At 62.7% G+C, this 13,063-nt stretch carries 11 protein-coding genes; 6 read left to right on the top strand and 5 right to left on the bottom strand.

Annotated features, from left to right (window positions below; genetic code table 11):
• Nucleotides 1-55 precede the first annotated feature (55 nt).
• Nucleotides 56-1,876, top strand: a complete 1,821-nt coding sequence (locus BTW08_RS10090; RefSeq protein ID WP_075562395.1) for an SEC-C domain-containing protein — start codon at nucleotides 56-58, stop codon at nucleotides 1,874-1,876.
• A 121-nt stretch (nucleotides 1,877-1,997) separates the two neighbouring features.
• Here BTW08_RS10090 and BTW08_RS10085 read toward each other — a convergent pair whose 3' ends face one another.
• Nucleotides 1,998-3,440: an AmpG family muropeptide MFS transporter gene (locus tag BTW08_RS10085; RefSeq protein ID WP_075562394.1), complete on the bottom strand. Its 1,443-nt coding sequence runs from the start codon at nucleotides 3,438-3,440 to the stop codon at nucleotides 1,998-2,000.
• A 414-nt stretch (nucleotides 3,441-3,854) separates the two neighbouring features.
• Between BTW08_RS10085 and rfaH the strand changes: the two genes are divergently transcribed.
• Nucleotides 3,855-4,391 (top strand): transcription/translation regulatory transformer protein RfaH, encoded by a 537-nt coding sequence (gene rfaH / locus BTW08_RS10080; RefSeq protein WP_075562393.1) that lies wholly within the window; start codon nucleotides 3,855-3,857, stop codon nucleotides 4,389-4,391.
• Nucleotides 4,392-4,540: 149 nt separating this feature from the next.
• The gene (locus tag BTW08_RS10075) at nucleotides 4,541-5,056 is read left to right on the top strand and encodes a peptidylprolyl isomerase (RefSeq protein ID WP_075562392.1); all 516 of its coding nucleotides are present in this window, start codon (nucleotides 4,541-4,543) and stop codon (nucleotides 5,054-5,056) included.
• A 17-nt stretch (nucleotides 5,057-5,073) separates the two neighbouring features.
• Here the strand turns inward: BTW08_RS10075 and BTW08_RS10070 are convergent, their stop codons facing one another.
• Both BTW08_RS10070 and BTW08_RS10065 read right to left on the bottom strand, forming a co-directional pair.
• Nucleotides 5,074-5,709 (bottom strand): lytic transglycosylase domain-containing protein, encoded by a 636-nt coding sequence (locus BTW08_RS10070; RefSeq protein WP_075562391.1) that lies wholly within the window; start codon nucleotides 5,707-5,709, stop codon nucleotides 5,074-5,076.
• A gap of 15 nt (nucleotides 5,710-5,724) precedes the next feature.
• Nucleotides 5,725-7,434: a proline--tRNA ligase gene (locus BTW08_RS10065; protein ID WP_075562390.1), complete on the bottom strand. Its 1,710-nt coding sequence runs from the start codon at nucleotides 7,432-7,434 to the stop codon at nucleotides 5,725-5,727.
• A 359-nt stretch (nucleotides 7,435-7,793) separates the two neighbouring features.
• On the opposite strand from BTW08_RS10065, the gene BTW08_RS10060 reads away from it, so the two are divergent.
• The 3 genes from BTW08_RS10060 (at nucleotide 7,794) to BTW08_RS10050 (ending at nucleotide 10,160) form a co-directional block, all read left to right on the top strand.
• Nucleotides 7,794-8,399, top strand: a complete 606-nt coding sequence (locus tag BTW08_RS10060) for a Yip1 family protein (protein ID WP_075562389.1) — start codon at nucleotides 7,794-7,796, stop codon at nucleotides 8,397-8,399.
• A gap of 140 nt (nucleotides 8,400-8,539) precedes the next feature.
• Nucleotides 8,540-8,980, top strand: coding sequence for a hypothetical protein (locus BTW08_RS10055; RefSeq protein ID WP_075562388.1), 441 nt, complete (start codon nucleotides 8,540-8,542; stop codon nucleotides 8,978-8,980).
• Between the two features lie 103 nt (nucleotides 8,981-9,083).
• Complete coding sequence (locus BTW08_RS10050; protein WP_075562387.1) at nucleotides 9,084-10,160, top strand: putative zinc-binding metallopeptidase; 1,077 nt, start codon at nucleotides 9,084-9,086, stop codon at nucleotides 10,158-10,160.
• A 167-nt stretch (nucleotides 10,161-10,327) separates the two neighbouring features.
• Here BTW08_RS10050 and BTW08_RS10045 read toward each other — a convergent pair whose 3' ends face one another.
• Together BTW08_RS10045 and BTW08_RS10040 are read right to left on the bottom strand one after the other, a co-directional pair.
• A complete protein-coding gene (locus BTW08_RS10045; RefSeq protein ID WP_075562386.1) occupies nucleotides 10,328-11,326 on the bottom strand; it encodes an alpha-E domain-containing protein in 999 nt (332 codons plus the stop codon).
• A gap of 4 nt (nucleotides 11,327-11,330) precedes the next feature.
• Nucleotides 11,331-12,785: a circularly permuted type 2 ATP-grasp protein gene (locus BTW08_RS10040; protein ID WP_075562385.1), complete on the bottom strand. Its 1,455-nt coding sequence runs from the start codon at nucleotides 12,783-12,785 to the stop codon at nucleotides 11,331-11,333.
• Between the last annotated feature and the right edge of the window lie 278 nt (nucleotides 12,786-13,063).

Genomic DNA, 13,063 nt, shown 5'->3' with positions numbered 1-13,063 from the left:
TCGCCAGCGCTCTGGGCCGGCATGCTAGGATAGGGCCAGAAAACGGAGGAATGCCATGCTGACAGCTTGGGTCGAACAGCTGCTGGGCTTTGCCAGCGGCGCCCTCGAGGCGATTCGCGCCAATGAACACTACCCGACGATGATGGCATGGGCTCGCAGTGAAGGGATCGAGCATTGCGGCGGCAGCCTCGATCTGGCTCAGGCGCTTGCCCCCCTCATCTGGAATCAGACGCCGCTGGTGCGGCGCGGCTTCGACACCGAGCCACTGGCCGAGCCGAAACGCGACGAACCCTGCTGGTGCGATTCGGGACGCCTCTATCGTGACTGCTGCGCACGAGTCGAGATGCCCAGCGTGATACCCGATCACCTGATGTGGATGCTGTCGCTGCGCGAATGGCGCGGCGAGACGCTGAAGGCCGCGCTGGAAAGCCGCAAGGCACCGGCACAGGCGTTGCTGGAGGCCGGCATCGTATCGGCGGAAAGCGGCAACAATGGACGGGCGCAGCAGATTCTGGAGTCGCTGTTCGTGGGCGATCCCGACTGGGAAGCGCTGCAGGAGCAAATCGAACCGGCTTTCGAGATTCTGGTCGATCTGTATCAGGAGCGAGGCTTTCATCGCAAGCGTGCGGCGCTGGTCGAGAGAGTGATGGCGGACGGGCCGGACTTCCTGCGTGGTGCGGCGCTCGAGCGGCTGTGCCTGATGCATCTGGACAGCGGCGATCTGGCCAGCGCGCGAGAAGCGTTCCAGAGTGCCCAGCGGACCCTGCCGGATTCGCCGTCGCTGGCTTACATCGAAGCGATGGTGTTGCTCCACGAAGGCAATATTGGCAAGGCGCGGCAGCGGGCGGCGTTCTGGTGGCGGCGGCTGTCGCGTCAGCACCATCTGGATCCGGATCAGCTCGAGTTCATTGCCGAACTCGCCGACGATCCCCAGGCGGCGCTGGCGGAACAGGTGATCCACTCCGAGCAAGTGCTGTCCGGCCCGTTGACAGCGCTGCAGGCGCTGCTGCATACCCAGCAGCGCCCGCCGCGACTGGAGCTTACTCATTCCGACGAACGCGGGCTGCTGTACGAACCCAGCGCTCGCGAGGCGTCGCTCTACCGCGGCTGGGCCGAGGCTTGCGAGGTAGAGATCGACGAAGATGCCGCGCTCGGGTTTCTGGGGGATCCCTGGGTGACGGCACCGCAGTGGCTGCAGGCGCTATGTGCCAATCCCGAGTGGCTCGATGCGCCCCGGGTGATGCAAGCGCTGACTCTGGCGCTGGCCAGCCGCTTCGGCAGTCTGCCGTGGATGGTCGATACCTTCTTCACGCCGCTGGCCGAACGCTACGGTTTCTGGCTCAACCAGCTCGAGGACGCCGGCGGCAGCTTCTCCTGGCACGATGCCGACAATGCCACGCTGCTGAGAACCGGTCTGGCGCTGGTCATCGGCATGGAGCGTGGCGCAGGTCAGGAAGCACGGAAGCTGGCGCAGCGTCTGCTGGCGCTGGACGAAGAGGACAGCTTGGGCCTGCGGGAACTGGTGATCGATCAGCTGCTGCGCGAAGGGCGTGACGAGCAGGCGCTGGCGGTCAGCGAACAGGGCCCGGAAGGCACCGAGATGCTGGGGGTGCAGATGGGTCGCGTGCTGGCGCTCTATCGGCTGTCTCGTCACGAAGACGCCCTCGGCGTGCTGAGGGAGGTGTGTTCCTCCAATCCCTATATTCTGCCGGTGCTGTGCGAAGACAGGCCACGCCCGGCGCGACTGGGAGAAGATATGCCGGAGCCGGGCACGCGTGCCGAAGCGTGGCAGTATCGCCAGTTGATGCGAGACCAGTGGGTCGCCTCCGACGGCGCCCTGGACTGGCTCTCGCAGCAGCGCCGGTCACTGGCCTGATTCGACCTCGACTGCCTCGGGCCGCCGCCGATTATTGGCGGCCCGACGTCCACGAGTCCGACGTCCACGAGTCCGACACCCACGAGTCCGACACCCACGAGTCCGACATTTCGCGAGCCCGTCAGCGCAAGCTGGCGGGCTCGCGGTCGTTGTGTTCGGTGGCGCCTGATTCGGTGTCCCGCTCGTCCTCCTCACTGTTCTCATCACGACCTTCGTCACTATCCGGGCCGAGCGTCGGCAGGCGTCGGTTCAGCCACCATGCCAGCGCTACGGCCGGCAGACCCAGCAGGCAGACGATCCCGAAGAAGCTGGCGTAGCCGACATCGGCCACCACCAGCCCGGAGAACCCGCCGATGAACTTGCCGGGCAGCGTCATCAACGACGAGAACAGCGCGTACTGGGTCGCGGTGTAGGTACGTGATGTCAGACTCGACAGGAAGGCGATGAACACGGTGCTGGCGAGACCGTTGGCAAGATTGTCACCGGTGATGGCCACGATCAGCAGCGCCAGACTGTCGCCGCCGATGGCCAGCAGGGAGAACAGCAAATTGGTCAGCGCCACGGTCAGCGCGCCCACGATCAGCATCCGGCCGATGCCGTAGCGAACCACCAGCAGCCCGCCGAGAACGCCGCCGCCGATGGTCATCAGCACGCCGAAAACCTTGGTGACGCTGGCGATGTCACTCTTGGTGAAGCCCAGGCTCAGATAGAGCGGGTTGGCCATCGCGGCCATCGAGATATCGCTGATCCGGTAGAGACCGATGAAGACCAGCAGCCACAGCGCCAGGCGACCGTAACGCTGAAAGAAATCACTGATCGGACAGATCACCGCGGCGATCAGCCAGACGCCGGTCTGGCGCTGCCAGTGGCGGCGATCGCGACTATGGCGCAGAAACCGTTTTACGCGCGGATGGAACAGCACCACGGTGAGGCTCTGCGGGCGCGGCGGCTCGGGGCGAACCAGCACCGTGATCATGCCGATGCTCACCAGAATCGCCATGCTCAGGTAGGCGATTGCCCAGGAGGCGGCGTCGGCGATGTAGAGCGCGCCGGCACCCGCCATCACGATGCCGATGCGGTAACCGATGATATAGGTCGAAGCCATGGCGGCCTGGATGGACGCCTCGCCGGATTCGATGCGATAGGCGTCGATGACGATGTCCTGAGTGGCTGCACCGAAGGCGGTGAGCAGGGCGAAAGCGGCCACCAGTGGCAGGTGGCCGGCGGGATCGAGCCCGGACAACCCCACCAGCCCGGCGGCGATCAGCGTCTGACCCAGCAGCATCCAGCTGCGCCGCTGGCCCAGGAAGCGGCCGATCAAAGGCAGCCTCACGCGGTCGACGATCGGTGCCCAGAACAGCTTGATCGAATAGAGCAGCCCCACCCAGCTGAAAAAGCCGATGGCAGCCACTTCGACGCCGCTGTCCTCGAGCCAGGCGGTGAGGGTCGAGAACACCAGCAAGTAGGGGAGCCCGGCGGAAAATCCCAGAAACAGCAGGGTCACGACCGGCGCCCGCAGATAGACGCGCAAGGATGTCAGCCAGTCACGTGGCTCGTGTTGCATGCAACCTCCAAAGGAAACGCTGCCTAAATGTCTGCGCAGGTGAATCGCTGCGTTGCGCTGGAGCGCCAGCCCGGTCGAATCCTCACCTATACCCCCTAGGCTCCGGTTGCTGCGCTCCGTGCGCCTAGCGACGGAATGCCGCCCAATTCATCCTGCTCGCCGATTTATTCAGTGTTTCCAAAAACCGAGTCGACCCGCCGCGGGCGGACGAGTCGGGTCGAAAATGGTACTCTAGATGGGCTGTCACGTCTGGCTCGAATCTATCCTGAAAGAACTATCCCGAGCCATCATCGCGATGAGGCATAGTGACCCCGGAACGATGGGCGGCGACTGACATTATCTTTGTTGGCAGCTGTGACTGGCAGCTGTGTCCAGTGGCTGAGTCCAATAGCGACGAGCAGGAAGGGATTATCGATGGCCAGTGAATCGACGCAGGATGGTGAATCGCTACCCCGCTGGTACGTGATCCAGTGCAAGGGCGGCGAGTCGTTTCGTGCCAGCGAACATCTCGACAATCAGGGCTACGAGGTATTTCACCCGGTGCTCGAGGTGCAGAAACGCCGGCGCGGCAAACTGGCCTGGGTGGCCGAGCCGCTGTTTCCCCACTATCTGTTCATTCGTCTCGACCGTATCGCCAGTAACTGGCGACCGATTCGCTCCACCCGCGGCGTCCTGCGGTTGGTCAGCTTTGGTCAGGAGCCAGTGTTCGTGCAGGACGCGCTGGTCGAGACGCTACGCGATCGCGTAGCTGCCGACGACAGCCGCGACCGCGCCAACGTCTACTATCGCCAGGGCGATATCGTCGAGATCACCGACGGGCCGTTTCGTGCCCTGCAGGCCGTCTTCGAGGCGCAGAAAGGCGAAGAGCGCGCTATCGTGCTGCTCAATCTGTTGCAGCAGACCCAGCGCCTCGAGGTACCGGTCGACGCCTTGCGCAAGCACACCTCATAGTTTTTCAAAGGGGCTTTTCACCGAGCAAAGAGGCTTTTCACCGAGCCTTTCAGCCGTGCACTCGAATGCGTTCTAAGCACCGTTTATCGGCGTATCGGGTCGATCTCATCCTTCAACCGCACTGAATCCATCCTCTGTCTGGAGTCATCATGAGCCAGCTCGTCATCGAGCCGTCCCGCGTTGCGACCCTTAACTATGCCCTGCTGGATACAAACGGCCGCACGCTCGACGATTCGCGCGCGCGCCAGCAACCACTCGAATACCTGCATGGGCATGGCAATCTGTTTCCAGCGCTGGAGGCGGTACTGGCCACTCACGGCCCCGGGGCGCGGTTGAGCGCGACTCTCGCGCCCGCCGATACCTATGGCGAACGCGACGAGGCGCTGGTCAGCGACAGCCCTCGTTCGTCGTTTCCGGAAGACCAGAGGCTCGAGGCCGGCCAGCGCTTTCAGGCGCAAGGGCCGGACGGCCCGCGGACGGTGACGTTGGTCGCAGTCGACGAGTCGCGGGTCACCGTGGATGCCAACCATCCGCTGGCGGGAGAGACGCTGACCTACGCGATCGAGATTCTCGAGGTGCGCGAGGCGACGCGGGCCGAGCTGGCCAAGGGCCACCCGTTGCCACCGGGGACGTCACATACCGAGGTCGAAGACCGCAAGCAGTAGCGAGGCTGCGATGCTGCTCAGCGCTCTACCCACCAGCGCGTGAACCACGCCTGCATCACCAGTTCCGGATAAATCGTGCGGCCCAGGCTGCCGTTGTAGCGGGCCAGGGCGTGGGTCCAGTCGCCGTTTTCGCGGTCGAGATAGTGAGCCAGGATGGTACAGCCGTAGCGCAGATTGGTATCGATATCGTGAAGGTCGTCCTGCGTTCGGCCGATCTCGGCTTTCCAGAACGGCATCACCTGCATCAGCCCCAGCGCGCCGGCCGACGACACCGCGTTCGGTTGGAAGCGGCTCTCCACATCGATCAACGCCAATACCAGCTCCGGCGGCAACTGAGCCCGCCGAGCTTCGGCGTGAATGCGCTCGAGCAGCGCCAGCCGGGCGCGGCGGGAGGGGTAGGCCTGGGGTTGGCGTCTGGCCAGGCGCGACTGCATGTCCAGCAGCCACACCTGAGCGTCGAAGGCATCCTCGAAACCGTCGGGTGCAGCCATGGCGCGGGACAGCGCATCGAGCAGATCCTGAGACGGGGGTTCCCCCGTTTCATCGGATTGCTGGGCAGGCGCGATCGACTGTGCCAGCGCCATGTCGGCGCTCGGCAGCCCGGCGACGACGAGCCAGATCGCCGTCACCGGAATGGCGGAAAGCCGAGTCATCACTCTGTCGGCCGATCAGGCGAAGCGGGTGTCCAGGAACGCTCGGAGATTATCCAGCGCCACCATCGTGACTTCGCTGTCGCGGCGCCCCTTGTACTCCAGCTCGCCGTTATCCAGCCCACGATCACCGATGACCAGACGGTGGGGAATGCCCATCAGCTCCTGGTCGGCAAACTTGACGCCGGGACGCAGGTCGCGATCGTCAAGCAGCACGTCGATACCGGCATCCGTCAGCTCCTGGTAGAGCTTGTCGGCGGTTTTGCGCACCCGGTCCGACTTGTGGGCGTTCATCGGCACGATCGCCAGCCGGAAGGGCGCGATGGCGTCGGGCCAGATGATCCCGCCGGCATCGTGATTTTGTTCGATGGCGGCTGCCACTACGCGAGTAATGCCGATCCCGTAACAGCCCATCCACAGCGTCGCCGGCTGACCACCGTCGTCGAGCACGGTGGCATTCATGGCCCTGGAATACTTCTGGCCGAGCTGGAAGACGTGGCCGACTTCGATGCCCCGGGTGATCGAGAGCGTGCCCTGACCGTCGGGTGACGGATCGCCCTCGACCACGTTGCGCAGGTCGGCGACCTCGGGCAGGGGCAGATCACGCTCCCAGTTGATCCCGAACAGATGCTGGTCGTCGACGTTGGCGCCAGCACCGAAGTCGCTCATCAGGGCGACACTGTGGTCGATGATCAGCGGCATCGGCAGCTTGATCGGACCCAGCGAGCCGGGGCCGGCGCCGATGGCGGCCCGAATTTCCTCTTCACTGGCCATGGTCAATGGCGCGGCGACGGCCTCGAGATTCTCGGCCTTGATCTCGTTGAGCTGATGATCGCCGCGCACCATTAGCGCGATCAGGCCGCCGTCGGCAGCGTGGACGATCAACGTCTTGACGGTCTTCTCGATCGGTAGATCGAAGCCTTCGACCAGCGCGGCGATGGTGCGAACGCCCGGCGTGGGAACCTGACGCAGGGTTTCCTGGGGCGCGGCACGCTCGGCGCCCCGGGGCGGCAGCGCCTCGGCCTTCTCGATATTGGCGGCGTAGTCGGAGCCGGTGGAGAACACCACGGCGTCTTCGCCAGAATCGGCCAGCACATGAAACTCGTGCGAACCGGTGCCGCCAATGGAGCCGTTGTCGGCCAGCACCGGACGGAAGTCGAGGCCCAGGCGGGTGAAGATGCGGACGTAGGCGTCGTACATGCGCTGATAGGACGCCTTGAGGCCGTCTTCATCGCTGTCGAACGAATACGCGTCCTTCATGATGAATTCGCGCGAGCGCATCACGCCGAAGCGCGGCCGGATCTCGTCACGGAACTTGGTCTGGACCTGATAGAAGTTGGTCGGTAGCTGCTTGTAGCTGCTGATTTCGCGCCGCACCAGATCGGTGATGACTTCTTCATGCGTCGGGCCGACGCAGTAGTCGCGCTGATGACGATCCTTGAGACGCAGCAGCTCGGGGCCGTACTCGTCCCAGCGGCCGGATTCCTGCCACAGCTCGGCGGGCTGGACAGCCGGCATCAACACTTCCTGCGCGCCCGCCCGATCCATCTCCTCGCGAACGATGCGTTCGACCTTGCGCAATGTTCTCACGCCGACCGGCAACCAGGTATAGAGTCCCGAGGTCAGGCGACGGATCATGCCGGCACGCAGCATCAGCTGGTGGCTGACGATCTCCGCGTCGGCGGGCGTTTCCTTGAGGGTCGAGATCTGTAGTTGGCTGGCACGCATGGGGTGTTCTTTCCTGTATTCATCAGCGTCAAGCGGAACGCGGCATATGCTCGATATGACGTGATCGGCAGTGATTCGTCGGGCCGCCAGTATAGAGATGCGAACTGCAGGCAGGAAAGGGCGACTGCCAAAAAGCATTCGCGAACGCCTCGATGGGTATCGGACCGCCGCGGCCTCTCGTCTGCGGTCTCTGACATCGCTCTTTGATATCGCTCTTTCCACTCATGCGATCTTTTCTATCTCGCGATCTTTCCTATAGTGAGAGTCAGGGCCGCGTCCGGCATCGTCGGAACAGACGAGCGGAGGAGGACACCATCGCAAACCCGTCGTAGGCGGCCCGCGGCGGCGGGAGGTGTGTCATGATTCATCACGTCTGGGGACTGCTCACGCATCCCAACCGCGAATGGCAGCAGATCCGTGGCGAGAACGAAACCATCTCGCATTTCTACGGCTCCCACGTGCTGCTGATGGCCGCCATCCCGGTCGTCTGCGCTTTCATCGGCACCACGGTGGTGGGCTGGCACTTCGGAACCACCGAAGACGGGCTGGCAAAGACCGTCAGCGTCTCGCCGACGACCGCGGTGCTGCTGGCGATCATCTTCTATGCGCTGATTCTGGGCGCCATCTGGTTGATGGGTAATGTGATCCATTGGCTGGCACGTCGCTATCCGGAACGCCCGGATCTCAACCATTGCGTCGTGTTCGCGGGCTACATGGCGACACCGATGTTCCTGAGCGGCGTGGTGGCCCTCTATCCGCTGGTGTGGCTGTGCCTGTTGGCAGGCATCGCCGGGCTCTGTTACACGGCCTACCTCGTCTATGCGGGCCTGCCGTCCTTCCTGGCAATCGATCAGCACGAGGGCATGCGCGCCTCGAGCGCCGCGCTGGCTATCGGCGTGCTGGTGCTGGAAGCGCTGCTGGCGATTACTGTATTGCTGTGGGGCTATGGCGCGTCGCTAGTGTGATCCGATGACGACTCTGCCGGCGCCCGTACCTGAAGTGCGGGCGTCATCCCCGATGTCTCGTCTGCGCATGCCGTCTGGACTTGTCGTCGGCTGATGAATTAGGTTACCTCGCGTTACCTACATGTCACTGGAACCCTGCAATGCAACCTCGTTTTCGACGCTTGATGGCTGGCGCTGTCGTGGCCGGCTTGATGCTATCTCTCACCGGCTGCGGCACACTTTTCTATCCGGAGCGCAAGGGTCAGCTTCAGGGACGTGTCGATCCCGGCGTAGCCATTGCCGATGGTCTGGGCCTGCTACTGTTCATCGTCCCCGGCGTGATCGCCTATGCGGTGGACTTCTCCAACAATACGATCTATCTCCCGGGGTCTCACGACGCCTCGATCGATCGGGTGCACTACGATGGCCAGTTGAGCGCTGATTCCTTGATGGCGATGATCGAAACCCGAACCGGTCGGAATCTCGATGCCGATTCTCGCACTGTCGTCGTCGAGCGGGTCGCGACCCTGGATCAAGCGCTGTCGACGCTGGCGTTCGACGATCGACTCGAATTCGACCATCGAAACGTCACCGATTCGTGAGGAAAGCGTAATCTGCTGACAGAGGTAATCTGCTGAAAAAGACTGGGCCTGTGGATACACCGTCGTCGACGGTGTCGTGCGTCTGCTGATAGGGAGATTGGTCATGCGTACCTTTGAATGCCATCACTGTAATCCGCCAAGTCGGCTTTTCTTCGATAACACTCAGTGTGTGGTGTGCGATGCCGAGCTCGGCTGGTGTCCCGTTTGCCATGCCATCGCCGCGATGCTGCCGGACAACGAAGTCGGCTATCGCTGCGCCAATGCCGGCTGCGGCACGGCGCTGGTGAAATGTTTCAACTATGCCAGCGAAAACGTCTGCAACCGGATGCAGACTCCCGCTGATCATGCGGCCTACGCCGGGCTCTGCGATTGCTGTCGTCACAACGCGGTCATTCCCGACCTGTCGATCGAAGGGCACCGTGAGCGCTGGGCAGCGCTTGAGGCCGCCAAGCGCCGGTTGTTCTACACGCTGGACCTGATCGGCCTGCCACATCCTGCCCCGCAGGACGATTCGCCGCTGCCGCTGAGTTTCGCGTTCATGGCCGACGCTCTGCCGGATGCGGGGCTGTGGCGCTCCACCGGCAGTACCGAGAAAGTCTACACCGGCCATGCCCAGGGTCTGATCACGATCAACCTGATGGAGACCGACGATGCCGAGCGCGAACGTCTGCGCGTCGACATGAACGAGTCTCATCGAACCTTGATCGGCCATTTTCGACATGAGATCGGCCACTACTACTGGGATCTGCTGGTCAAGGGTCAGGATGAGGATGCCAGTCGCGCTGTCTTCGGCAATCATGACGACCCGACCTACGCCGAAGCACTGGAGCGCTATTATGAGCAAGGGCCGGCGCCGGACTGGGCCAGGTCTCACGTATCGGCTTACGCCACCATGCATGCGTGGGAAGATTTCGCCGAGACCTTTGCTGCCTATCTGGATATCGTCGCGGTGCTGGATACCGCGGAAAATCTGGGGATGCGGCGGGCAGCCAACGATGGCGGCATCAATGGCATGATCCTGTCCTATCAGCAGGTGGGCCTGGTACTCAACGAACTCAATCGCGAAATGGGAATGCTCGATATGGTGCCGCTGGTCATCACCCCGGCGATTCGCGACAAGCTCGAATACATCCACCAGGTCGTATCGCGAGGTGCCGCTTCCGCGGATTCGCTCCGCTAGCTGGCGATTCTGAAGTAACGCCCGCCATCACGTTCGAAATACGTCCCGAAGCCACGCAGGACAAGCCCGTGGAGACGTAACGATGTGGGAACCGGGTGGTGGAGCCCGTCACCCGGTTTCCACAGTCTCGCTCCTGGCTCCTGGCTCCGCTGTCCGATCAAGCCGGTTCAATCCTCGTCATCGTCGACGAGCGCTGACTGCTCCTGACTTTGCGCCGCCATCACCGGCCGCTCGCTCACCGCGAAATAGGCACTGGCAATGGCTTCGTGAAGGTTGTTGAAGCCGATCTGGAATTCATCGATCAGTCGGTGCAGCTGTTCCGGTGCGCGGGCCAGCGCCTGAACGTCCGCCTCGGCGACTTCGGCGCGGATCAAGGTGGCAACGGCCAGCGGTCGATCGTGATGGGGGAGCGACTCCAGCTCCCAGCTGACCTCTTCCAGACTGCGCAGCACGGAGCGGGGCAGGGCGTGGTTCTGCAACAGGAAGCGCAGCACATCGGGCCCGCGGACGCGCAACCTCACCTGCTGACGGTACATCTGATAGGCAGTCAGTGACTTGAGCACGCTCATCCATTGCAGATGCTCGAAGGGAATCAGTTCTTCCGGATTGCGTGGCAGCAGATTGTTGGAGCGCACATCGATGATGCGGGTTGTCATGTCGGCGCGTTCGAGATGCCGACCCAGTGACAGGAAGGTGCGCGCTTCGGTATGGCTCAGCGTTCCTTCGATCAACCCGGTCAACGTCTGACAGGCACGCGTCACGCTCTTCAGAAAGCTGTCGCGACTAAGGGGTTTCAATCCGGTGAGCGTCTGTTCGCTGATCTCGAGATAGCAGTGATTGATCTCCTCCCAGATCTCCCTCGGGACCACGTCGCGGGTCGTGCGTAGATTTTCCCGAGCGTTGGCCATCGACGATAAAATCGAACTGTCGTGTTCGCGGGACAGGCACAGAAAATCTACCACGTTGCGTTCGTTACGCTCCTCGAAGAGAGCATCGAACACCTCGCCGCTACCGGTGATATCGATCAGCGTCGACCAGCTCAGCGCCGCCTTGCCCGGCATGTCGAGCAGCAGATTGCTGTTGACGCTGATCAGCCGGGCGGTGTCTTCGGCGCGTTCGAGGTAGCGGGCCAGCCAGTATAGGTTCTCGGCAACTCGTGACAGCATGATTTCACTCCCCCTCGGTTTCGACGATCCAGGTGTCCTTGCTCCCGCCGCCCTGGGAGGAGTTGACCACCAGCGAGTCCTTCACCAGTGCCACGCGCGTCAAGCCGCCCATGGTGACGTGCGTCTCGGGGCCGGAAAGGATGAAAGGTCTCAGGTCGACATGGCGGGGCTCCGGCGTGCCGTCGAACAGCGTCGGCGCGGTGGAGAGCGCAAGCGTAGGTTGGGCCATGTAGTTGCGTGGGTCGGCTTCGATACGTCTGGCGAATTCCCGGCGTTCCTCGTCGGTGGCGCGCGGGCCGATCAACATGCCGTAGCCACCGGATTCGTTGGCCGGCTTGACCACCAGCTCGTCGAGATGCTCGAGCACGTAGCGGCGATCGTCCTCGAACATGCAGAGATAGCTGGGCACATTGGGAATCAGTGGTTCCTGATCGAGATAGTACCGGATCAGCTGAGGCACAAAGGCGTAGACGACCTTGTCATCCGCGACGCCGGCGCCTGGAGCATTGGTCAGAGCGACCTTGCCCGCGCGCCAGGCTCGCATCAGCCCCGGCGTGCCGAGCATGGAATCCGGAATGAACGCCTCCGGATCCAGAAACAGGTCGTCGACGCGGCGGTAGATCACGTCGACGCGTTTGAGGCCATCGACGGTGTGCATATGCACGACATCGTCGTCGTCCACCGTCAGATCGGAACCCTGTACCAGTTCAACGCCCATCTGCTGGGCGAGATAGGCGTGTTCGTAATAGGCCGAGTTGTAGATGCCCGGCGTCAGCACCACGATCTGGGGCTCGTCATGGTGACGCGGCGACATGCTCGCCAGCATGTCGTAGAGCTGGGCAGGGTAGTCATCCAGCGGCAGAATGCGACCGGTCTCGAACAGCTCGGGGAGAACCCGCTTGGTCACGTTGCGGTTCTCGAGCATGTAGGAGACGCCGGAAGGAACGCGAAGATTGTCCTCGAGGACGTAGAGCGTGCCGTTACCGTCGCGAACCAGATCGGAGCCGCAGATGTGCGCCCAGACGCCGTGGGGCGGATTGATCCCCATGCACTGCGGGCGGAAATTGACCGACTGCGCCAGCACCTCCTCGGGAAACACGCCATCCTTGATGACTTTCTGGTCATGGTAGAGGTCGTCGATGAACAGATTCAGCGCATCGACGCGCTGTTTGAGGCCGGCCTCCACGGCTCGCCACTCGTTGGCCGGGATGATGCGCGGCACGATATCGAACGGCCAGGCCCGGTCGATGGTGCTGCCCTCGGAGTAGACGGTGAAAGTGATGCCCATGGTCCGGATGGCGACTTCCGCCGCGATCTTGCGTTCATCGAGTTCCTTGGCCGTAAAGCTCGAAAGCATGTCGCATAGCGGCTTGGCCGCATCACGCGGCGAACCATTGTCATTGAGTAGTTCGTCGTAGAAGTGCTGGCTCGGGTACTGCTTCCAATCCACATTGCCCATGGGAGAACACTCCTGTCTGCGGGGTCGAAGACGCTTTTTTGGGTGTTGTCGCGTCGCCCGTTGCGGCAAAACCGTTTATATGGACGTATATAGAGACGGGTATGGAAGAATTCGGTCGTCGTGACTCGGCCTATGTCGCTGTCCGCCAGGCCGTCGTCGAACGTTCCGTCTTCAGCATAGTGAGAAGCGTATGCGGGTGTCACGCTGAACGCCTACGCTGATAGCCTGAATTTGCTCAATCGTGCCCGCGCATACCCACAACAAGATCGTCAATCGAC

The organism is Salinicola sp. MH3R3-1, assembly GCF_001937155.1.
Lineage (GTDB): Bacteria > Pseudomonadota > Gammaproteobacteria > Pseudomonadales > Halomonadaceae > Salinicola > Salinicola halophyticus.
This window is presented reverse-complemented; position numbering and strand designations above follow the sequence as displayed.